Here is a 23179-nt window from a genome sequence, read left to right on the forward strand (position 1 = left end):
CGCTGGTCGCTCTCGTGGTTCGATGATCTCGGCCGAGCCGCTCGGCCGTAAATGGCTTCTCGGCGTCTCGGCTCTGGCGTTTCTCCTCACGTTCCTGCAGGTCCCCGGCTTCACCGTCGCCGACACCAAGTACGACCTGGCGCAGAACCCTCTCGGATTTCTCGAACGCGCCTCGCATCAGTGGAACAGTGCCGCACCGCTGGGCCAGGTGCAGAACCAGGCCTACGGTTACTTCTTCCCGCACGGAGCGTTCTTCGCAGGTGCCGACCTGCTGTCCATCCCACCGTGGATCACCCAACGCATCTGGTGGGCGCTCCTGCTCATCGCGGGCTTCTGGGGCATCGTCCGACTCGCCGAAGCACTCGGCATCGGTAGCCGTAGCTCTCGTCTGATAGCTGCCGTCGCGTTCGTACTGTCTCCGCGCGTGATCACCACCCTGGCCTCGATCTCCTCCGAGACGCTGCCGATGATGCTCGCGCCGTGGGTACTGATCCCGATCGTGCTCTACCTGCGAGTGGATCGCGCCGAACCACCCCGGGATCCGGGCTCGGTGCCCGCCACACTGACGGTGCAGCGCGCCGCCGCACAATCAGCACTCGCCGTGGCGTTGATGGGCGCGGTGAATGCCGTCGCGACCGCCGCAGCGGTGTTGGTCGCGGTGATCTGGATGCTGATGCATCGTCCGAATCGACGTTGGTTCGTCTTCGGTGCCTGGTGGGCGGGTTTCCTGGTGCTCGCGACACTGTGGTGGATCGTCCCGCTGCTGCTGCTCGGCAAGGTCTCGCCACCGTTTCTCGACTACATCGAGTCCTCGGGCACCACCACCCAATGGACGTCGCTGACGGAGGTGCTGCGCGGTACCGGCAGCTGGACACCGTTCGTCTCGCCCGAACGCGTGGCCGGTGCCGTGCTGGTGACCCAGCCTGCCGCCGTCATCGCGACCGGATTGATCGCCGCAGCGGGTATCGCGGGCTTGGCGATGCGGTCCATGCCTGCCCGTGGCCGATTGACGGTGATGCTCTTCGTCGGCTTGGTCGGTCTCGGAGCCGGATTCGTCGGCGACCTGGACGGCCCGTTCGCCGGCAGCGTCCGGCTGTTCCTCGATTCCGGGGGCGCTCCGCTACGCAACGTGCACAAGCTGGAGCCGGTCATTCGCATTCCGTTGGTGCTCGGCCTGGCGCATCTGGTGGGCCGCGTCCCCCTACCGGGGTCCGTGCCGCGTCCGCAGTGGCGGTCGGCCGCCGCGCACCCCGAGAAGCACCCGATGTTGGCCGTCACCGCCTTGGTCCTGGTGGCACTGGCGCTGTCCACCTCGCTGGCCTGGACGGGCAAGCTCGCTCCCCGCGGGGCGTACGAGGCAGTTCCGCAGTACTGGCACGACGCCGCGGACTGGCTCACCGACCATGCGTCGGGCTCGAGTCCGGACGGCTCCGACGCGCAGCGGGCCTTGGTCGTACCCGGAGCCCCCTTCGCGCTACAGACCTGGGGACTGACTCGCGACGAACCACTGCAGGCCCTCGCGACCACCCCCTGGGCGGTCCGCGACGCCGTTCCGCTCACTCCGCCCGGAGCCATTCGGGCTCTGGACTCCGTACAACGACTCTTCGCCGACGGTCAGCCCTCGCCCGGGCTGGCCGACACCCTGATAGGGCAGGGCATCAGCTACGTCGTCGTGCGTAACGACCTGGATCCCGAGGATTCCCGATCCACCCGTCCGGCCTCGGTGCACCAGGTGCTCGACGGTTCGCCGGGGTTGACCAAGGTGGCCGAATTCGGTGAGGACGTCGCCCCCGGTCGAGTCGATGGCGTCGTGCTCGACGGTGATCTGAGACCGCCCTACCCTGCGGTCGAGATCTACTCGGTGCGTGGCTCGGCAAATGTACCCGCATCCGGCCCGTACACCGTCGATCTCGATCGAGTTCCAGTGGTCCAGGGTGGACCCGAGTCCATTCTGCGCTCGAACGAACTGCGCAACAGCGGGATTCGCACACCAGTACCCGCAGGACCCACATTGCTGGCATCGGACGCAGCCGCCGCCGGGCTACCTGTCGATGCGGTGACCGTGACGGACACGCCGATGAACCGCGAGACGGACTTCGGCCAGGTCGACAATCACAATTCTGCGCTGCGGGCTGCGGACGAACCTCGGCGATCACTCAACGAGGTTCCCGATTACCCGGTGTACGGGGCGAAGACCGTGGACGGCGAGTGGGAGGGTGCCACTCTGACGGCGTCGAGTTCGGCATCGGACGCGACGCAGATCGGTGGCAGTTCCCCTGGGAGCGGCGTCGCTGCGGCCGTGGACGGGGATCTGGCGACCAGCTGGATCAGCAACGGCATCGAACGCGCTGTGGGGCAATGGCTTCAACTGGACTTCGATACCCCGGTACGCGGCGGTCTGTTGCACATGCGCACCAGCCCGGGGACGATCGGCGACCCGGTGAAATGGGTGGAGATCACCACACCGAACGGGTCCACGGCTGCGCGAGTGGACAAACCGGGTGACCCGATGACGGTATCGCTGCCCGGTGGGGACACACCGTGGCTGCGGATCACCGCGAAGTCGACGGTCGACGGGACCCGCGGAAGCCAGTTCGGCATCAGCGAAGTCTCGGTGGACGACTATTCCGATCGAGACAATCCGAAGCCGGTGTCGATCGTGCACCGCGCGGTGTTGCCCGATACCCCGGCCGGGGCGAGCGTCGAGGCCTGGGAACTCGGCCAGGAACTCCCCGGGCGCTCCGGATGCCTCGACACCGAGGATCGGATCCGTTGTAGCAGTGGCCTGTCCAAGGCACCCGAGGAACTGGGGCGCTTCTCGCGCACGATTCAGGTGCCGATGGGCACAGCAGTCATCCCCGAGCTGACGGTACGGACGCGGCAATCCCCCGAACTCGAGGCCCTGCTGGCGCAACCGGGTAGGCCGCTGGCCACCGGGGCATCGGACGTCGCGGATCTGCGCGGTTCCGCCTTCGCCGCCACCGATGGTGATCCGCGCACGTCCTGGACCGCGCCGGAGAAGTCGATCACCGACCGGGCCGGGACCTACCCCACACTCACCATCGACTTACCCTCTCCCACACTGGTGGACGGGCTGCGGCTCAGCCCCAGCCTGGGGGCACTCCCGGCCCATCCCACCCGCGTCGCGGTCAACCTCGGCAACGGACCGGTGGTACGCGACGTCGAGGCAGACGGTTCGACGACACTCGAACTGCCGCCACACGTGACCGACGAAATCGTGCTGTCCATCGTGGACTGGGACGGAGTGTTGGATCGGAACTCGTTGGGATTCGTGCAATCTCAACCGCCCGGGTTCGCGGAAGTCACACCGCTGTCCGACGGCGAAGCGATCGGTGCGCCGTACGACGGTAATCGTGAGATCACCGTCGATTGCTTCAACGGTCCGCTGATCTCCATTGCCGGGCAGACGGTACGTACCTCGGTGACTGCCACGGCAGATCAGTTCCGATCCGGCGAACCCCTGAAAGCCTCGGTCTGCGACGCCGCTACTCCGGCGCTCGAGAACTTCGTGAACCCGGTCTCGCTGCCCCAGGGCCGCCAGGACGTGGTGGTCGAACCAGGAGCGTCGTTCTTCGTCGACGGTATTCGTTTGCGCACCATGCCCATTCCGGCCGAGTGGCCGACCAGCTCCAGCCCGCAGCCTGCGCGGACGACCGCCTGGAGCGCCGATCACCGCGAGGTGACGCTCGCCTCCGCATCCGCGGATCGTCTGCTGGTGATCCCGGAGAGCAACAACAGCGGCTGGCGCGCAACCACTTCCGGCGGTACGGAGCTGACCCCCGTAGTCGTCGACGGGTGGCAACAGGCCTGGCTGGTTCCGGCAGGGGCATCAGGCACCGTCTCGTTGGATTTCACCACCGACCATTGGTACCGACTCGGCATTTTCGGTGGCCTGTTGCTGTTGATCCCGCTGCTGTTCGCCGCGATCCGGCGGCCTCACAGTGTGCCGAATTCGGACCCGTCGCCGCGCCCGTGGAGCAGCGTCGGCGCTGCGTTCGTGGCCCTGCTTGCGGCAGCAATCGTGTTGGCCGGGACAACCGGGGTGGTCACAGTAGCCGTGCTCGGTGCCGGTGCCGTGTTCCTGGACCGCCGCTACGGGCGAGCACTCTCGGCCCGTGTCTCGGTCTGTGTGGCAGGCGGATTCGCCCTGCTGGGTGCGGCACTGCTGTCATTGGGACCGTGGCGGTCTCCCGATGGATACGTCGGTGGGTCCTACTGGGTGCAGCTGGCGTCTCTGATCGGAGTTGTCGCGTTGGCGATCAGCGCGATGCGGAAGCAGTGACAGCACTCTTGCGGGGCACCAGGCGTCGTCGAGCAGGTTCTTCGACCAACGCGTAGCTGGCCGCGGCCACCGGTATCGACAATGCCAGGGTCACCGCCAACACGAACCACGTCCCTCCCGAGAACGGCACTATTCCGAACACCGGGAACACCACCGCCAGAACGGCCAGGTGCCAGATGAAGATTCCGTACGACCACCGGCCGAGCGTGAGCATCACCGGATGCTCGAGTACTCGGTGGCGTCGGCCGGAATCTGCGAGCACCAGAGGCGAGAGCATCGCGAACGCGAGGACCGCCCCCACCACGATCTTGAACTCGAACTGCCACGGCTCGGGCCGCACCAATCCTTGTGGGCCGGCCAACGGGGTAGCCGACAGCACGAAGGCCGCGACGGCACACGAGGGCATCACCCATCTGCGCCGTGCCCAGCGATGCACCCATATCTGCGGTCCGACGGACACTTCCGCCAACACCATCCCGGCCGCGAACCATGGGAAGTACCCGGGCAGCCAGTTGTCGTGATGGATCGCGTCTGCGGTCGTGACCGGCACGAACGCCCACGACAGCGTCACGACAGCTGCGCCGAGCAGTACCCAGATCCGGTATCGGGCCGACGACCCTCGAAGGCGCACCATCAGCCACGCGAACACGGGCAGGAGCAGATAGAAAGCCACTTCCACCGACAGCGACCACATCTGCGTCATGCCCTCGGTCAACGTCAGGGGCACGAACACTTGCGTCAGAGACAGATTGGCCAACCACACTCGGTAGTCCCCACCCGCGTGCGGAAGGAACAGCAACACCAGCACGACGACGACCCAGTATGCAGGCAGGATGCGCACGGCCCGCGACCAGAAGTAGCGGCGGGCGCTCTGGGCCTGTTCAAGCCCCCTGGCCTGCGCGGCGTGCGGACGCCACAGCAGAAATCCGGAGAGCGCGAAGAAGATCGCCACCGTGAGATCGAACCTGCCCCATACCCGGCCCATCAGCGGCGACGTGGCAGCCCCGGTCTGAAAGGCGACGTGGGTGACGACGATGCCGATCGCGGCCAGCGCACGCATCCCCTCCAGTGCCGGGACGAACCCGCGAAGCGGTACGACGGATGCCGAGTCGACTCGAGTGCTCATGGTGCCGTCAAGTGTGCCGTGTCGAACCGGCGCAGACGAGACCGGCACCACTGTCGACTGTTACTGTCACCTGCGACGTGTCGATAGAAAACGGGCATCGTGCGGGGGGCTGAGCTTCATCCCGCCTGCGGTGTCTTCCAATGAAGCGGTCAACTAAGGAGAGTCAGCATGGCGGAGCGCTCAGGGCCGAGCCGGATAGTAGCCCTCGTACTCATCGGCTTGGGTGCATTTCTGGTGGTCGCCGCCATCCTCATTCCCACATACACGGTCTCGGCGCTCGAGAAGACGCCCCTGGATCTCGAGGTCACCACCGTCTCCACCGGAGAGGGCAGTGTGCTCAACTCAAGCTCGCTGGCCGCGGGCCGGGCCGTGGTGGACGAGAACGTTCCGCTCGTCTCGCAGCGTTTCGTCACCGTCGAAGACCCCTCCAACGCCGACATCATGACGTTGCAGGCCGGCCAGACTCTCCGTCGCAGCGACAAGCAGGCCGACACCGGGCTGCTGACGGCCAACGTCGACCGCGTCACCGTCGACCGCAAGACCTCGATGCCCGTCGACAACCCGATCGGCACGATCCAGGTTTCCGGCGACAAGCCCGCAGAGGAAGTTGCCCACACCGGCCTGCAGTACAAGTTCCCGTTCAACGCCGAGCAGAAGAGCTACCCGTACTTCGACATCAACGCGCGAGCGTCCAAGGACATCGACTTCGTCGAAGCCACCGAGATCAACGGCACCCCGGTGTACAAGTACCAGCAGACCGTCGGACCGGTCGACCTGTCGACCGTGGTGAACCTGCCGACCAACAAGGTGACGCTGCCCGCCGACACCTGGGGCGTCGAGGGCGGCACCGAACCGGTGACGATGACCCGCTGGTACGAGAACACCCGCACTGTGTGGGTCGAACCCGAGACCGGTGTGATCGTCAAGGGCGAGGAGCAGCTGCACCAGTACTACGCGCGTGAAGCAGGCACGCCCGAGGTCGATGTTCTCAAAGCACCGATCACGTTCGACGAGAACACCGTCGAGTACCAGATCCAGCAGGCCAAGGACGGTCAGGACAAGATCTCACTCTTCGGCCGTACGATTCCGATCGTCGCAGGTGTCCTCGGTGTCATCGCATTGATCGCCGGAGTGTTCTTGCTGCTGCGCGGCGGAAACGGTGACCACCGTCAGCCCGCCCGGGCGGACAACGCTCCGCGTCCGAACCCTGCCGGTGGAGCAGCACCCGCTCCGGGCCGCGATTGGACGACCGATCGCACCGAAGAAATCCCGAGGACGAATCTCTCCAAGGAGTAGGTCCGCCGCGCACGAGCGAGTGCGCTACGCACAGTGGCGTGGTCAGGTGCCCTCACGGACACTCGACCACGCCACTGGCGTGTGTCAGGCAGTCGACAGCGTCCCGTATTGATGCGGCTGCCGCATCAGAACGAGATCCTTGCGTCGCACCACTGTCGTGGGGTACGGGCCACCGAGATGGGTGGTATCCACAACGCACGTCGCGTAGCCGGATTCGCTGCCGTCGACTATGGTCTCGGTTCGGGGAAATGCGAAGGTATCCGGCCCGAATACCCCGCTGTGCCCATGAATTCCGCGACTCGGATCGATGCTGTTGGCGAACGCGAAGTAGACGTTGTTCTCGCCCGCACGCACCCGCATGTGGTGCCAGTGCAGGGCGTCGACGCCGGTGGGGACCTCGGCCGCATGGGGAATCTCGGTCCCGGGATGCGATCCGACGAACGTCCCGGCCAGTGCGGATGGACACACGATCAGATCGCACCCACGCAGCGCCAGGATTCGACCGGATTCCGGTAGCAGCGCGTCGTTTCCGACCAGTATTCCAACGCGTCCTGTCGGCAGATCGACGACCGTCCACGAGTCTCCCGCGGCGAACAGCGGTCTGTGTTCGGCGGACAAGTGAATTTGTCGGTAGGCCGTGCACGCTCCGTCGGAACCGATGAGAACCGCCGAGTTGTACACCCGACCCGTCTCGGCGTCGCGCTCGGCAAGTCCGACGACGATCGAGACATCCCGACGAACAGCCAGTTCGGCGATCCGTGTGATCGAGGGCCCGTCCAGGGTCTCGGCAATCTCACGCGGAGGCCGCTGCTCGGAGACCGCCCCGCTGATCGACAACTCGGGAAAGACCACGAGATCGGTGGAGCCGGAGAGTCTTTCGACCCAGGACTCGATGTCGGCAAGGTTGCTCTCGACCGATGTTCCTGGCGTGCACTGGACGACGCTGACCGTGGATGTCGCCCCGGTCGGTAGCGGAGCGTGCCCGTACAAGGTGAAGAAGTCCAGTGGGTTCCACGCGTACGAATTGATCTGGAGTTCGCGATACAGCTCCGGCCGGCGCTCCGGTAGGCCCCAACCGCCGCGTCGGATGTCGATCTGCGCCGAGACGATGCCGTTTCCGACGTCGATGCGCTGGGCGACGGTACCGTCGGGCTCGATGATGCAGGTGCCGCCACTGAACTGAACGGTGCGTTCGAGACCCCATCGGTTGCTTTCGATGACGTAGCAGTTGTTCTCGAACGCCCGGCTGATCCAGTAGGGGGCGGGAGTCCGTTCGGCGAGCCAATTACTGATGTGGCAGATGACATCTGCGCCCTGCAGCGCGACCACCCTGGCCGTCTCGAGGAAGTGCAGATCCATACAGATCAACATCGCGATGCGGCCGAGTCTGGTCTCGAAAACCTGATGCCCCAGATTGCCCGGTGCGGCCCACTTGGGTTCGGCGATGTACGGATGCGTCTTGCGATGGGTTCCGAGGATTCCTTCTGGTCCGATGAGAACTGCACTGTTGTAGAACAATCCACTGTCCGGATCGACCTCCGGCATCCCCAGCACGATGTAGCAGTCGCGGCGGGCTGCGATCTCCTCGAACACGCCGGTGGTCGGCCCTGGAATCTGTTCGACGACGGTGGCCGCTTCCTCGCCGTCATGGAAACAGTAACCAGTGGTGGCCATCTCGGGTGTCGTGATCAATTCCGCCCCGTCCGATGCCGCCTTCTCGACGAGCTCTGCCAGGGACTCGATATTGGCATCCTTGGCGAACAACGTGGGCTCGAACTGGATGGCTGCTGCGGTGAATGTCATAGTGCTGCAGTCCTTTCGGTTTCAGGAGCTCCGGCCGAGACCGGCGGTTGGTAGTACTTGCCTCGGGTGGCCATGGTGAGGGGGACGTAGACGATCGGTCCGAGGATCATCGCAATGAACGAGGCGTAGTACGACGGGTAGAGACCGAACACACCGAGGCCACCCACGGCCACACCCACTGCCATGGCGGCAATGCCGCAGGGGTTCCAGTTACGTACGCGCCCTTCGCGAAATTCGATGTTGTTGCGCGGTGCGAGGCCGAGCATCCGCCTGCAGACGAAGTAGTCCGCGAGCAGGATGAAGATCCAGGTGTTGGTCATGATGCCGGTGACGGCAAGGAACTTGTCGGTGTACTGCAGGATGTTGACCGGATAGCAGAGCACACCGACGACGAGCAGCGCCACCATCCACCACTGGCGTCCGACCTTGCGGGGCGAGAGCACGTCCCAGGCGTTGGACAGTGCAAGGGATCCCGAGTACAGATTCATCACGTTGATGCGCACCTGGGTGACGACGGCGAAGATCACGCCGAGCAATCCCATCACCACGGCAAAGTAGAGCCCGGGGTCGGTCGCCGAAAGTTCTGGTGTTGCAGTGCTTCCGGTGAAGTGACGGAGCATGGTGAAGCCGAGGAAGACACCGAGAATCATCACGACGACGATCATCAACAATTCGGCCAGCATCAGCCCGGCCGTCCCGACATAGCTGACGCTCTTCTTGACGAACCGTCCGTAGTCGGTGGCGATGAGTGCCTGAAACACCACCTGCCCGTTCGCGAGACTGAGAGCCTGCCACATCGCGGTTGCGGTCAGTCCGCCCGTGGCCTCCCATTGACCGGGGCCCACGAGAACGTACCCGCTGGCCAGCATGTACATGCCGATGGCGAACAGGATCAGAAAGATTGGCATGCCGAAGCGCTGCAGAATATTCATCGAGTGCATCCCGCGCCAGGAGAAGAACAGCGCGACCAGGGCCACGAGGGCGAATACCACTGTCGCCCATGCTGAATTGATGTCGATCCCGGCCATTTCGCTCAGACCGTGCGAGACGATGCTGCCCTCGAAGATGAAGTAGAAGACATAGTTCACGGCGTACACCAGTGATGCGACTGCCGAACCCTTGGTTCCGAAGCCCATTCCACGGGTGAGCAGGGGCAGCGACAGACCCTCCTGGCTGGCGATGCGCATGATCAGGCTGCCGACGATCGTCGCGCCGATCACCATGTACGCGACGGGGATCAGAAACATCGGCCATCCCACCAGGAAGCCGATCTGGCCGCCGAGGGCGAACCAGAACATCGCGGTGACGTTGCCGGTGAGCACCAGCAGAATCGCCGGACGACGCCAGCGTTGGTTATCGGGGACGCGGGAGGTTGCGTAACTTTCGATCTGATCGTCGAGGCTGGTCGCAGGCCCCTCGAAATACTTCTTCATGTTCATGAACGGGTGTCCACTTCGGATCGCGGGTAGAGCGCTGATTGCGCTGCCACGGAACAATACTTTCCCTGGACACTATTGCAAGGTGAAATATGTTAAAAAGAGATCACGAGAGTTCCCGACCAGCAAGAAGACGGCACAGCACATGCCCTACGCGGGGCTATCAGGCCTATCAGTGAGTGACCGAAGACGCTTTCGCGTTGGTCTCGAGGGCGCGCAGCAGCGTTTCCAACAGCTCGCGCTCCGACGCCGACGCAAACACCGACGCGGCGATGGTCTCCATCACCGGAGCCGCCTCGTCGTGCATGGCTCTGCCGCGCGCAGTCAGCCTGATGAGCACCTGGCGACGATCCACCGTGCCGTTTCGGCGATGCACGAGATTATTGGAGACCAGCCGATTGACGGCCTTGGTCAGCGTCGGTGGCGACAGCAGGGCGAACTCCGCCGTTTCTGCCATCGTGTGCCCCTCGCCGTCCGACAACAACGACAGCACCCGCCACTCTTCGAGATCGAGCTCCCAGGAGACGAGCGCGCTGCGCAGCCGATCCGAGACGGCCCGCTCGACCACCGTGAGCAAACGAGCAGCAGAGCCGGCCTCGTCGTGCTTCACGCGATCGCGCCCCTCTGCTCGTCGTGCGCCGTCGGCGCTACAGTCTCCTCAGCGATTCTAGAGCGAAGCGAACACTGAATCGAGCCGGATCGGATGGACAGCACGATGAACAGCGATCGGGTCGGCCCGTTCCGGGTCGGCCTGATCTTTCCGATGTCCGGACCGTTCGGACTGGTCGGACCGTCGAGTGAGCTGTCCGCGCAGCTGGCCAGAGACGAGCTCAATGCGGCCGATGGCGTACTCGGCCGCTCCGTCGAACTGATCGCAATCGATGGTGGCCGAGACCCTGCCGCCGTGGCCGGCGAGGTCTCGACTCTGGTGGACGCAGGTGCCCTGGACGCCGTCGCAGGGATGCACACATCGGCGGTTCGACGAGCTGTCATTCCCGTGACCGTGAACCGAATTCCGTACGTCTACACCTCACTGTACGAGGGCGGAGATCGCTTCCCCGGCCTGTTCATCACCGGAGAAACGCCAACCAACCAACTCGTCCCGGCCCTGGATTTCCTGGTCCACGAGTTCGGACGAAGGCGCTGGGCGATCGTCGGCAACGACTACGTCTGGCCCCGCAAGAGCGCCGCTATCGCAGCCGCACGCCTACGTGAACTGGGCGCGGCCGTGGTGCATGCGGACTTTCGGCCGGTCGGAAGCACGAACTTCACCGGTTCCGTCGCCGCACTCGAGCGATCCGGGGCCGATGGTGCCGTGGTGCTGCTACTCGGCGATGACGCCGTACATTTCCATCAACAATTTGCAGCTGCAGGTCTCGATGTTCGGTGCGTTCGGCTCAGTCCGCTGATGGACGAGAACATGTTGATTGCGGCCGGCGGCGACAACACTCATGGCTTGTACGTCGCATCCGGATACTTCGAGACACTGGCCACCGAGGACAGTTTGGGATTCTCGGCTCGATTCGCCCGCGCGTTCGGAGTGGACGCGCCCATCGTCGGAGCCCTGGGCCAATCGTGCTACGAGGGCATCAAACTTCTGGGCGCACTGCTGAACAGGGCGGGTACCGCGGACGTGAGCGTGATCGAATCCATCTCCGATTCGGTGACGTTCACCGGTGCCCGCGGACGTCTGTCGTTATCGAACGGCCATGTGTCTCAACCGATCTACCTGGCATTGGCAGGCGAGGTCGACTTCGAGATCCTCAGCGAGATCCGTCCCTCTGCCGACTGACGCCTCCTCCCCACAACACCAACCCGACCACCACCACCATCGTCACCGCCGCGGTGACGGCGGCAACGGTGACGAACTGTGCCAGCGTCGACGCGACGAACAGCAGCAGCACCACTTCGACGCCGAGGGCGAACCAGGCCACGAGAGCGAGGTGGGTGCGCTCGCCCGCGATGGCCCAGAGCAGCGCACTCTGCAGAACCGCCAGGCACGCACCCTGCAACACGAACAGCCAGACATAGCCCTGCACACCGGAGTACGTATCGCCGACCACCAACGGCAGCAGCGGCGACGCCACCGCGCCGCCGATCACCAACACCGTGCCGAGGCCTGCGACGACAGCCAGCGCCGATCGGACCGCGGAGGCGGAATGCACCGGGTCCGCCATCCGCGGATACAGCACCACGCCGACGGCCTGCGGCAGCCAGAATGCCGCCTTGGACGCAACGGCACCGACGGCATACAGGCCGGCCTCGTTGGTGCTCAGGACGGCACGAGCGAGCACCAGATCCAGCGCCGACATCGCGATCAGCACCAGTTGCACCTGCGAGGCCTGTAAGACGGCCAGCACGGTGACCTTCGTTTCCGATACCGCGTGCACCGGCACCCCGGCGGTCCATCGCGCGCCCAGCGCCACCACCCCGATGCCCGCGGCCGTGGCCAACAGCACCGAACCGGGACCACCACCGAGCACCAACACCAGCACGGCCGGAGCCACTTTGCCGAAGCCGGCGGCGGCCAGTACGACACTGAGGGCCCCGAATCGCCCGCGCCCCTGAAGCAACCCCTGTTCGGCGGCCAGCAGCACCAGCACCGGGGCAGCGATGACCGCCGATACCGTCGACGCCATCGAGACATCCATCGAGGCGGACAGGGCAGGTGCCAGGGCCAGCGCCAACACGCCCACCACCGCCGCGCAGCGGTACCCCACGGTCCGCAGCTCCCGAGAACTGCGGCCCCGTACCACCTCACGCGCCACCACCGACTGCAAAGCCAACGCGGGCACTGCCAGAACCAACTGTGCAGCAAGCAGACTCGCGAACTCGCCGTAGCCCTCGACGCCGAGCATCCGGCTCGCGAGCACCTGCAGCACATAGGCCGCCACGTTCGCGAACATCGAACCGGCCGTCACCATCCCCATCCCGGCGACCGAGGCACCGGCGGAATGGTCTGCCTCGGACGAGGCGCGGAAAGACATGCGCCCACGGTATAGGGTGCCGATCATGGCGTGGTCGAGGTCGAGGTGGACGCCGCCCGTCTACAGCCTGCTGCTCTCCGCGGTCGTTCTCGGCCCGTTGCTGGGCCCCGGCTATCTGCTGCTGCGCGACGCCGTCAGCACACCCCGTTCCTACTTCACCGACTCCGCCTGGGGCATTGCAGATGCTGCCGCCCGCGCAGTCCCGCAGGATGCGGCGATAGCGGCCCTGACGACGGTGTTCGACGGGGGCCTGGTGGTCAAGACCATCCTGCTGCTGGCGTTGTGGCTGGCCGGATGGGGCGCGGCCGTCATGGTACGAACGGTGCTTCCGGCAGTCTCGCTACCTGCACTGCTCGTCGCGTCGACCGTCGCCGTGTGGAACCCGTATGTGGCCGAGCGACTGCTACAGGGACATTGGAGCCTGCTCGTCGGATACGCCGCCCTACCGTGGACCGTGGTGGCCGCACTCGCGGTCAGGCAAGGTCGTTCGTGGTGGGCGCTCTCAGTCTGTCTCGCCGCCGCCGGCCTCACCCCCACCGGAGCACTGCTGGCCGCAGTCATCGCGCTCGTCGTGCTAGCCACCCCCGGGGGTTCCCGACGCGGCCTGCGCGTGGTCGTCACCCTCGGCATCGCGGCGGTGGCGTCGTCGCCGTGGCTGGTGGCGACGGCTGTGTCGGGCGGTGGCGTCGACCAGACGGATCCGGCCGGCTGGGCGGCTTTTGCAGCACGAGCGGAGCCGGGGCTGGGTACCCTCGGCAGCCTGGCCGGCCTCGGCGGCATCTGGAACTCCGAGGCCGTACCCGGCTCTCGGACAGGAATTTTCGCTCTCGTTGGTACGGTCCTGCTGCTGACGCCGGTCGCGTTCGGCGTATGGCCGCTGATCAGGCGTCGACGAAATCCGGTGATCGTGGGGCTCGGCGTTGTTGCGCTCTGCGCCGTCGTGATCCCGGCGCTCGCGGCGACGGGACCGGGGCTGGCCGTGGCCCGAGCGATGGGTGACATCGTGCCCGGAGCCGGTTTGCTCCGCGATTCCCAGAAGTGGGTCGCGTTGGCCATGCCCTTCTACGTTCTCGCCGCTGCAGCCGGAATCGGGCAGATGTGTCGGGGCCGACGGCGAAATCGGGTGCAGCCGGCCGCGCCCAGCGCGGCCCAGTGCACCCGATTTCGCACCGCATGGCTACCGGGGACGGTCACGGTGCTGGCTCTGTTGATTGCGTTGCCGGACCTCGCCTGGGGCGTCGGCAATTCCGTCAGACCCGTGACGTATCCACCCTCGTGGCGCGCCGTCGCGGCCGAATTGGAGGGCAGCACAGGTGATGTTGCGGTACTTCCGGCCGGTATGTTTCGCCGCTTCCCGTACAGCGGCGATGCTCCGGTCCTCGATCCAGCCCCGCGCATGCTGCCACTGGACGTGCTGCAGACCGGCGAACTCATCGTGGCAGGCGGAACGGTACGCGGCGAGGGGGCACGCGCCACCGACGTCCAGAACGCTTTGCTTGCAGGCGAATCTGCCGACGCACTCGCTGAACTGGGCGTCGGCTGGGTGCTGGTGGAGAACACGACCCACGGCGAACTCGGCGAATCCGAGCAGACACTGAAACCACTCGATATTGCCTATTCCGACGCACAGCTCACGCTCTACCGGGTGCCGGATCCGCTGATCGCCCAGCACCGTCCCACCGCAGCCGTCGTGGTGGCCCACCTGGCCTGGGCACTGCTGCTTCTCGGCGGTCTAGCGGTAGGAGTCATGCGCCGAATCGGATTGCGGCACAACGCCGGCCGATCCGACCAGCCCTGACGACCAATTGCCCCGCGTCGTGGCGTCGAGCACGTAGTACACACCCTGGGCGCACTGCTCCCAGGAGAACTCCCCTGCGCGCACTCGCGCCTTCTCTCCCAGCCGAGTTCGTGCTTCGGCATCGAGCAGCAGTTCCGAGACCGCCGTTGTCAGCCCGGCGACGTCTCTGTCCTCTACGGACTGTCCGCCCACCAGAACGCCGGTGACCCCGTCGATGATCGAATCGGTCAGACCCTTGGAGCTTCGGTAGCCCACTGTCGGCACCCCGTGCTGGGCCGCTTCGACCACCGCGAGGCCCCAGCCCTCCTTGCGTGAGGGCAGGACGTGCACCCAGCTCCGACCGAGCAGCTCGTGTTTGCGCGCCTCCTCGACGTGCCCGTGAAAGGTGACGTAGTGCTCGATGCCCAGCTCGCTCACGTAGTCGCGCAGGTTCTGCTCCCACCAGCCGCCGCCGATGACGTCGAGGTGGATATCGGGAATCCGTCCGCGTAGCGCCGCCACGATATCGAGTGCGTCCTCGATCTGCTTGTGCGGAACCAGCCTGGACAGCACGCTGAGCGAAGGATGCGCGGTGCGGGTGCTCTCGTCGCCCTCTCGCACCGACAACGGGATCTCGTCTGCACCGTTTCGCACCACAGCGATGCGCTCGCGGTCCACGCCGAGGGCGATCAGTTCGTCTGCGGACGGCAACGACACCGTCAGATACTGGTTGCGACGGTGCACTCGCGGAGACACCGTCGATTCCAACCACCAGCCCAGCTTGGCCATCAGGGGGCCGGCCACAGGCCACTGCTCACGGTGGCAATGGTGCACCAGCAGCGTGACCGGCACGCCGAACGCGACGCGTGAGAAGAAGGGGATTCCGTTCTGGGTATCGATCACCGCATCGGGAGCAATGCCTTTGAGCGGTCCGATTCCGAGCCGCCCGGCAGCGATCGCGGCAAGCGCTCGGGGGTACACCGACAGCCGCCCACCACCGCGACTGATCCGAATCCCGTTGACGATCTCCTCGGCAGGAGCACCGGGGTACGACGCCGTTCTGAGGGTGACGCGGACGCCGCGTCGAGCCAGACCCGCGCCCACCTGCTCGAGATAACGCTCACTGCCGCCGCCCTGCGGGTGCCCGGTATCGCGCCAGCACAGCAACAGAACCTCGCGCACAGCTTGCTTCACCCATTTCCCCATGCTCGTCTCGACCGCCGTCGATCACCGCTGCCACACTAACCGCTAGGGTTCGTTTTCGTGACTTCCGCCGTGACACGCCTGTTCGCCTCCCGCGCGACACTGCGCCGCTCGGTGAGTCTGTTGAAGGACTTCGGCCACGAGCAGAGTGCACCGGACATCTTCTACGGAGCCCTGGCCCGCGATTCCGTGGAACTGATCGGCGACCTGTACCGAGGCCTGACCGGCACCGACATGTCCGCGGCAACGGTACTCGACGTGGGCGGCGGCCCGGGATACTTCGCCGAGGTCTTCGGGGAGAGCTGCGAGCGCTACCTTCCCGTCGAACCCGATGCGTCGGAGATGCACGCAGCCGGACTGCAGATACCCGGATCGGTACGAGGGTCCGGAATGGCACTGCCGTTTCGCAGCGACAGCGTCGACATCTGTTTCTCCTCGAATGTCGCCGAGCACGTACGTGAGCCGTGGACGATGGCCGAGGAAATGCTGCGTGTCACCAAGCCCGGCGGGTTGACCGTGCTGTCCTACACGATCTGGTTCGGTCCCTTCGGTGGCCACGAGACCAGGCCCTGGCACTATCTCGGCGGCGAATACGCCGCCCGCCGCTACACCCGCACCACCGGCCACGAACCGAAGAACCGATTCGGCGAATCATTGTTCGACATCAGCGCTGCAGACGGATTACGTTGGGCGAGAAGCACTCCCAATGCGACACTACTGGCCGCATTCCCGCGATACCACCCGCGATGGGCATGGTGGATGATGCGTGTTCCGTTGCTCCGAGAGTTTTTCGGCAGCAACCTCGTCCTCGTACTGACACCGAACCCCCCTTCGAAGGGTCATTCCGCAGGCTCCACTCCCGCCTAAAGAAGGGTCATTCCGCAGGCTCCACTCCCGCCTAGCGAAGGGTCATTCCGCAGGCTCCACTCCCGACTAAAGAAGGGTCGTTCCGCAGGCTCCACTCCCGCCTAGTCTGGACCCATGACGGCACTGGCTCTCGACATCGGCGGCTCCAAGATGACAGCGGCACTCGTCGGCCGCGACGGGCGTCCGGAGAAGCCGGTCACGGTGCCGACGCCCGCGTCCGGAGTGTGGTCGGCCTGCGCGTCGTTGCTTCGAAAGATCGCTCCCGGACAGCACATCGACCGCATCGGTGTCGCCTGCTCCGGTCCGGTGAGTCTGGACACCGGATCGGTCGCGCCGATCAACATCGCGGAGTGGAAGAACGGCTTCGCGCTGGCGGGCCGCATCGCTGAGATCTTTCCCGACGTCGACGTCCGCCTGGCGATGGACGGCAGCGCAGCCGCTCTGGGCGAACACCGGTTCGGGGCAGCCGTGGGGGTGCCGGACGTGTTGAGCCTGGTCGTCTCGACCGGCATCGGCGGCGGATTGGTGCTCGGCGGCCAGATCGTCGGAGGTGCCAGCGGCAATGCGGGCCACATCGGTCACATCGTCGTTCCAGGATCGACGACGGCCTGCGCGTGCGGTGGCATCGGATGCGTCGAAACCGTGTCGAGCGGGCCGTCTGCGGTGCGATGGGCGCGCGAGCAGGGTTGGACCGGCAGCACCGGAACCGAACTCGCTGCAGCCGCCACCGCCGGAGAGCCGGTCGCGATCACGTCGTTGCAGCGCGCTGGAGTGGCACTGGGTCAGGCGATCGCGTCGGCCGTCGCCCTGGTCGATGTGCGCATGGTGGTGATCGGCGGTGGGTTCGCTCAGGCAGGCCCGCCGCTGTGGGATCCGATTCGGGAGTCGATTGGGCTGCACGCTCGCCTGAAGTTCCTCGACGGCCTACAGGTGGTACCGGCCGCCTTGGGTGGGCTCGGAACCGTGTACGGCGCGGCTGCCCTCACCGGCTGACAGGTACCCGTACAGCCAGAACGGGGCCCACCCCTCGGTGAGCCCCGTTCCGTGTGCTGAATACTACGCGCCCAGACGCTGCTTGAGGGCGTCGAATTCGTCCTGAATTCCGGTGGGCAGTTTCTCGCCGACGAAGTCGAACCACTCCTGGATCAGCGGGATCTCGGCCTTCCACTCCTCGGTGTTCACCGCGAGTGCCTCGGCCACGTCGTCGACGGTGGTGTCGAGACCGTCGATGTCCAGAGCCTCGGCCGTGGGGACCACACCGATCGGGGTCTCGACGCCCGCGGCCTTGTGCTCGATGCGCTCGACGATCCACTTGAGCACGCGCGAGTTCTCACCGAATCCGGGCCACAGGAAGCGCTTGTCCTCGCCGCGACGGAACCAGTTGACGTAGAACACCTTCGGCAGCTTCGAGTCGTCGGCGTTCTTACCGAGGTCGATCCAGTGCTGGAAGTAATCGCCCACGTTGTAGCCGAGGAACGGCAGCATCGCCATCGGATCGCGTCGAACAGTACCGACGGTGCCCTCGGCAGCGGCGGTCTGCTCGGAGCCGACGGTGGCTCCCATGAACACTCCGTGCTGCCAGTCGCGGGCCTCGGTCACCAGCGGAACGGTGGTCTTGCGACGTCCTCCGAACAGGATCGCCGAGATCGGCACACCCTGCGGGTCGTCCCACTCGGGTGCCATCGACGGGCACTGAGCCATCGGCACGCAGTAGCGCGAGTTCGGATGTGCTGCATCGGTCCCGGACTCGGGCGTCCAGTCGTTGCCCTTCCAGTCGATCAGGTGATCGGGCTTGCCCTCGAGGCCTTCCCACCACACGTCGCCGTCGTCGGTCATACCGACGTTGGTGAACACCGAGTTGCCCTGATCGATGGTCTTCATCGCGTTCGGGTTGGAATCCCAGTTGGTGCCGGGCGCGACGCCGAAGAAACCGAACTCCGGGTTGACGGCGTAGAGACGACCGTCCTCACCGAAACGCATCCACGCGATGTCGTCACCGATGGTCTCGGCACGCCAGCCCGGGATGGTCGGCTGAATCATCGCGAGGTTGGTCTTGCCGCACGCGGACGGGAACGCCGCCGCGATGTAGTACGCCTTGTCCTCGGGCGAGATCAGCTTGAGGATCAGCATGTGCTCGGCGAGCCAGCCCTCGTCGTGCGCCATCGCCGAGGCGATACGCAGCGAGTAGCACTTCTTGCCCAGCAGTGCGTTGCCGCCGTAACCGGAACCGAAGCTCCAGATCTCGCGGTCCTCGGGGAAATGCGTGATGTATTTGGTGTCGTTGCACGGCCACGGCACGTCGGCCTGACCCTCGGCGAGCGGTGCGCCGAGCGAGTGCAGCGCCTTGACGTAGAAGCCGTCCTCGCCGATCTTGTCGAGCGCTGCCTGACCCATGCGGGTCATCACGCGCATCGAGACGACGACGTACTCGGAGTCGGTGAGCTCGACGCCCAGCTTCGGGTCGGCCGCATCGAGCGGGCCCATGCAGAACGGAACGACGTACATGGTCCGTCCACGCATGCAACCGCGGTAGAGATCGGACATCAACGTCCGCATCTCGGCGGGATCCATCCAGTTGTTGGTGGGACCGGCGTCGATTTCCTCTTTGGAGCAGATGTACGTGCGCGACTCCACGCGGGCGACATCCGAGGGATCGGAGTTGCCGAGGAACGAGTTGGGCTTCTTCTCGTCGTTGAGACGAGTGAAGGTGCCTGCCTCGACCAGCTTGCCGGTCAGGCGCTCCCATTCGGCGTCGGACCCGTCAGCGAACACCACTGCGTCCGGTTCGGTCAGTTCGGCTACCTGAGCAACCCAGGCAAGCAGTTCTTTGTGTCGAGTCGGCACGTTGTCGGTGCCGCTCAAACCGGGAATGGTCGCTGAGGTCATCTAACTCTCCTGGGGTTAGCCGGAACCGGGACGAACTCGCACGACTGCTGTTGGCAAGCATGCGCGAGCAGATCTCGATTTTCCCCTCTCGGCGGGGCGCTGCTCGACCGTTCGTGCTGCAATACACCATCTTACTGGGTACGGCAAGCCTAGGGCCGAGCGCCGGATGTCCTGTTCACCAGGTTAACGCTGAGCGACGTAAATCCAGAAACAGGGTGTTGTCCGATTAGTCACAGGACCGATTCAGATAGGGAAAGATCGGCGCAAGAAGGCCTCTACCAGCGGCGATATCGGAGGCGGCAATCGTCCTACAGCTCGCCGGATTCGGTCATTTCGCCCCGGCCGATACCGTTCGCTTCTCGAAATATTTCCCAAGTTCGGTATTGCCCATCACGTCCGAAGGCGGTGAACGTGTCTGTCACACCGTCTCCGTCGACATCGGTCGCCACCGTGATTCCGGCGTCGGTCGTCCGCACGGTGGTCTCGTAGTGACCGTCGCCATCGAGATCGAACAGGTCTGCCGAGACCGCCTGCTCAACCCCGCTGCCGAGATCGTGATCCGCCATGTCGCCCGGGGAAAGATCACCGGGCCCGAAGCCATCCACCACGTTCATCGACGCCTCACCTCGCTGTACCGACTCTGCGGTCTACTCAGATTGAGCTCTACTGACACCGCGCTCTACCGAATTCGACGCACCGGCTGCTCGAACGGTTCCGTGGCCGCCTACATCTCCTGGGCGGATTCGCGGGGTACGACGGCGCTGTCGGGCCCGCGGAATCGCTCCATCCCCCGCTCGAGCGCAGACAGGTCGCGATCGCACGCCGACAGCAATGCCGATCGACGGTCGGCGAGCGCTCTCAGTTCGGCGTCCACCTCCGCGAGCGCGAGGTCGATACTGGCCGCCGCCTCCCGGTCCGCCGCCGCGAGGGCGATCGCAAGCACCGACTCCGCGTCGAGAATGCGGGAGAGCAACCGCTGCTCCACTGCAGACTTCACTCCGGCCAGGCATTCCTGCGTCCAGCCCCGCAAGTGCGCCCTGTCGGCCACCAGTGCCCGCGAACGCGTCAACCACCAGGCCAGCACACCGCCGAGCACGAGGGTGATCGCGGTGTTTGCCACCGCCCACGCCGGCACCAGTGCCATCGGGGAGAGAACCAACCGCCCGATCCCCACCCCGGCGGAGGCACCGACCACGATCATGATGGCGTCCTCGATCCCGCGACGCCGCGATGGAGCGACGACATCGATCGGCTCGTCCGTCGCTTCCGGCTGCACCGGCCGATTGTCGAGTCCCAGCTCGGTCTCCACTGCTCGCAATCCGGCCGTCAACGCGGCGTCGGCTCGCCCTTGTGCGTCGCGCGCGGACTCGGCGATATGGGCGGGTAAGTGCTCGAGTTCAGCGCGGCGGGCCGTATCGATTGTCTGCCTGAACTCGATGCCGAGCCCCCGTAGATCCTCGGCAGCGGCGTGGACGGAATCCACCCGAACTCGCTGAATTCGATTGTGCAGCAGTGCACGTCGATCGCCGCCGAGGCTCTGCCGTTCGGCCAGAAGTGCTGCGCGACGCGCTCGGAGAGGGGTAGCGTCACTTCCCCCGGTCACCGTCCGTGCCTTGGCCACGATCGACGCCCGTGCTTCGGCTGCGCTGTGCAGTACTGCCGCTGCGTATTTGCGCTGTGCCCCGAGCGTTGGAGCCTGCACCAGCAGTGCACCGAGTCGGTCCGCTAACTCCTCCAGACCCGATTGGCCCGACATCACCGCGTCGCCGCTGTCCCGCCCCATCCGAGCCAACCGAGCCGAGATCGGATGAAACGAGCACTCCACCGCCCGCGGCACGCACTCGGCCACGAGGTCGCTGTCGGCGGCCACCACATCCCGCCAGTGTCGATGCACGTCTATCTTGTTCACCACGAACACCGTCGGCGTCGATTCGAGGGCCACTCGCCACTGCTCCAGCTCGATGCGTCCGATCGGTGCCGACGCGTCGACGACGATCACGACGACGGCGGCCTCGGCCACCGAGTCCGCGAATGCGAGACCGGTGAGCCCGGTCAGCTCGGCGCGTAGTTCCGACTTGCCCGATCCGGCCGTGCCCGTGAGGAAGACACCGTTGGGCCGACTGTGCCGAGCTGCTCCGATGGCGTCGAGCGCGTCCGAATTCCACCGTCGTAGAACGCTTTTCATGTCCTCCGACAGCGCGATCATCGACCCAGCAATCGGACGTGGCCTCGGCACAGCGCCAGTGCCGATCGACGCACGTCCGAGTCCTTCGCGGTCGCTGCGCGCTGCTTCCACAGGGCCGCTTGTTGCACCGTCTCCCACTCCGAACCGGTCTCGATCGGGACCCCGAGATGCAGAGCTGCGCAGCGCATCTCAGCGGCCACCGCCTCGTCCGAGGCCAGATACGACTCGACGGCGCCGCGGACGTGCCGATGCCCAGCCGCGATCTGCCGCAAGCTTCGGTGCAGATCCGCGTCACGGTTGGCCGCAGCTGTCGATACAGCCGCCGAGACCGCCTCGACCAGGGCATCCAGACCTGACGCTTCGACCAGTATCTGCACGAGATCGTCGTCGGAAGGTACGGGAGTGGAGCCTGCGGAACGACCAGAAGGTACGGGAATCGGCCGGCGCAGTGCACTGACGAGCAGGGCAAGGCCACGCAGCTCGATGCAGTCGACAAGATCTTCCCGGCGGCGGCCCGACAGCGCGATATCGGCGGCCTGAAACCGTTCGACCGTCAGCAGGTCGGCAGGCCCGAGATCGGCGGCGGCAACGGTCCGTACGTCGTCCATGACGAGTGGCGTACCGGAGCTCCCCGAGCCGCGAAGTCCCGCGGCCATCGTCCCCATCACCGGAAGGACGGCCAGACCGAGCTGTTCCGATGCGGCCGCGGCGGCCGCTGCCGGGTCGTCGAGGGTGTCGGCTTTGGTCAACACCACGACAGTTCCGTTGTGCGCGCCACGTGACGGAGATGTCAGAGCGGCGCTGTCGTCCGGTGAGATCGCGCCGGCGAAGACGTACACCAGTACATCGCCAACCGATCTGTCTACGTCTGCACTCTCGGTGCTCCGCGCTGTTGCACCGTTATCCGCTTCGTTGCTCTCGTGTATCTGGACGTCGAGCCCGTCGGCGTCCAGATCGGCCGACTCGAGCACGGCGCGGACGGCGGACTTCCCCACTCCCGGTCGGCCTGCGACCCGGACGAGGAGTGGCCGGAGTCGGCGGTGCACGGCGGTAGCGATCGCCTCCCGGGCCGCTGCGTCCGACGTCGATCCGTCGGTTTCGCTCGGGCCCGCTGCGGTGCGGTCACGTAGACGGTTCAGACTCGTCTCGGCGACGTTCGTCATCGATCCCCCCAGAACGACCCGCCGTCCACCCGTACCCGGCGCACAGCCCCCTGCTGCGGCACCGATTCTGACACATCGGGACGCTGTGAAGCCGGTTCGTGAGAATTGCAGCGTTGTAATTCGTAGTCGGCGTTCGGCCCCTGATCA

At 65.6% G+C, this 23179-nt stretch carries 16 protein-coding genes; 6 read left to right on the forward strand and 10 right to left on the reverse strand.

The genetic code is table 11. From position 1 onward, the window contains the following. Nucleotides 1–22: 22 nt before the first annotated feature. The gene (locus J1M87_RS11360) at nucleotides 23–4303 is read left to right on the forward strand and encodes an alpha-(1->3)-arabinofuranosyltransferase (RefSeq protein ID WP_206489680.1); all 4281 of its coding nucleotides are present in this window, start codon (nucleotides 23–25) and stop codon (nucleotides 4301–4303) included. On the opposite strand, the gene J1M87_RS11365 is transcribed toward J1M87_RS11360, so the two are convergent. Further along, a complete protein-coding gene (locus J1M87_RS11365) occupies nucleotides 4281–5429 on the reverse strand; it encodes an acyltransferase (RefSeq protein ID WP_206489681.1) in 1149 nt (382 codons plus the stop codon). The two genes, J1M87_RS11360 and J1M87_RS11365, sit on opposite strands and share 23 nt — an antisense overlap. Before the next feature lie 168 nt (nucleotides 5430–5597). Here J1M87_RS11365 and J1M87_RS11370 point away from each other — a divergent pair, with 168 nt between their 5' ends. Further along, entirely contained in the window at nucleotides 5598–6725 is a 1128-nt protein-coding gene (locus J1M87_RS11370; RefSeq protein ID WP_206489682.1) for a DUF3068 domain-containing protein, read from the forward strand. A gap of 84 nt (nucleotides 6726–6809) precedes the next feature. Here the strand turns inward: J1M87_RS11370 and J1M87_RS11375 are convergent, their stop codons facing one another. From J1M87_RS11375 to J1M87_RS11385, 3 genes are all read right to left on the reverse strand, one after another. After that, nucleotides 6810–8528: a nitrilase-related carbon-nitrogen hydrolase gene (locus J1M87_RS11375; RefSeq protein ID WP_206489683.1), complete on the reverse strand. Its 1719-nt coding sequence runs from the start codon at nucleotides 8526–8528 to the stop codon at nucleotides 6810–6812. Further along, complete coding sequence (locus J1M87_RS11380; protein ID WP_206489684.1) at nucleotides 8525–9967, reverse strand: cytosine permease; 1443 nt, start codon at nucleotides 9965–9967, stop codon at nucleotides 8525–8527. The genes J1M87_RS11375 and J1M87_RS11380 overlap by 4 nt, the downstream gene beginning before the upstream one ends. A gap of 169 nt (nucleotides 9968–10136) precedes the next feature. Further along, nucleotides 10137–10574, reverse strand: coding sequence for a MarR family transcriptional regulator (locus tag J1M87_RS11385; protein ID WP_206489685.1), 438 nt, complete (start codon nucleotides 10572–10574; stop codon nucleotides 10137–10139). A gap of 105 nt (nucleotides 10575–10679) precedes the next feature. Between J1M87_RS11385 and J1M87_RS11390 the strand changes: the two genes are divergently transcribed. Then, a complete protein-coding gene (locus tag J1M87_RS11390; RefSeq protein ID WP_206489686.1) occupies nucleotides 10680–11756 on the forward strand; it encodes a substrate-binding domain-containing protein in 1077 nt (358 codons plus the stop codon). On the opposite strand, the gene J1M87_RS11395 is transcribed toward J1M87_RS11390, so the two are convergent. Next, nucleotides 11728–12951, reverse strand: coding sequence for a polysaccharide biosynthesis protein (locus J1M87_RS11395; RefSeq protein ID WP_206489687.1), 1224 nt, complete (start codon nucleotides 12949–12951; stop codon nucleotides 11728–11730). The genes J1M87_RS11390 and J1M87_RS11395 overlap by 29 nt on opposite strands. A gap of 25 nt (nucleotides 12952–12976) precedes the next feature. Between J1M87_RS11395 and J1M87_RS11400 the strand changes: the two genes are divergently transcribed. Further along, nucleotides 12977–14749 carry a hypothetical protein gene (locus tag J1M87_RS11400; protein WP_206489688.1) on the forward strand — a complete coding sequence of 591 codons (1773 nt, stop codon included), beginning with the start codon at nucleotides 12977–12979 and terminating at the stop codon, nucleotides 14747–14749. Here the strand turns inward: J1M87_RS11400 and J1M87_RS11405 are convergent. Beyond that, the gene (locus J1M87_RS11405; protein WP_206489748.1) at nucleotides 14684–15910 is read right to left on the reverse strand and encodes a glycosyltransferase family 4 protein; all 1227 of its coding nucleotides are present in this window, start codon (nucleotides 15908–15910) and stop codon (nucleotides 14684–14686) included. The genes J1M87_RS11400 and J1M87_RS11405 overlap by 66 nt on opposite strands. Before the next feature lie 93 nt (nucleotides 15911–16003). Between J1M87_RS11405 and J1M87_RS11410 the strand changes: the two genes are divergently transcribed. Both J1M87_RS11410 and J1M87_RS11415 read left to right on the forward strand, forming a co-directional pair. Further along, a complete protein-coding gene (locus tag J1M87_RS11410) occupies nucleotides 16004–16798 on the forward strand; it encodes a class I SAM-dependent methyltransferase (protein WP_206489749.1) in 795 nt (264 codons plus the stop codon). A gap of 114 nt (nucleotides 16799–16912) precedes the next feature. Then, nucleotides 16913–17791 carry an ROK family protein gene (locus J1M87_RS11415; RefSeq protein WP_206489689.1) on the forward strand — a complete coding sequence of 293 codons (879 nt, stop codon included), beginning with the start codon at nucleotides 16913–16915 and terminating at the stop codon, nucleotides 17789–17791. Between the two features lie 63 nt (nucleotides 17792–17854). Here J1M87_RS11415 and J1M87_RS11420 read toward each other — a convergent pair whose 3' ends face one another. From J1M87_RS11420 to J1M87_RS11435, 4 genes are all read right to left on the reverse strand, one after another. Further along, nucleotides 17855–19684, reverse strand: a complete 1830-nt coding sequence (locus tag J1M87_RS11420) for a phosphoenolpyruvate carboxykinase (GTP) (protein ID WP_206489690.1) — start codon at nucleotides 19682–19684, stop codon at nucleotides 17855–17857. Nucleotides 19685–19992: 308 nt separating this feature from the next. Then, nucleotides 19993–20298 carry a DUF6802 family protein gene (locus J1M87_RS11425; RefSeq protein ID WP_206489691.1) on the reverse strand — a complete coding sequence of 102 codons (306 nt, stop codon included), beginning with the start codon at nucleotides 20296–20298 and terminating at the stop codon, nucleotides 19993–19995. A 110-nt stretch (nucleotides 20299–20408) separates the two neighbouring features. Continuing rightward, the gene (locus tag J1M87_RS11430; protein WP_206489692.1) at nucleotides 20409–21869 is read right to left on the reverse strand and encodes a hypothetical protein; all 1461 of its coding nucleotides are present in this window, start codon (nucleotides 21867–21869) and stop codon (nucleotides 20409–20411) included. 17 nt (nucleotides 21870–21886) lie between these two features. After that, nucleotides 21887–23032: a hypothetical protein gene (locus tag J1M87_RS11435; protein ID WP_206489693.1), complete on the reverse strand. Its 1146-nt coding sequence runs from the start codon at nucleotides 23030–23032 to the stop codon at nucleotides 21887–21889. Nucleotides 23033–23179 lie beyond the last annotated feature (147 nt).

Source organism: Rhodococcus sp. KRD162, assembly GCF_017168335.1.
Lineage (GTDB): Bacteria > Actinomycetota > Actinomycetes > Mycobacteriales > Mycobacteriaceae > Rhodococcoides.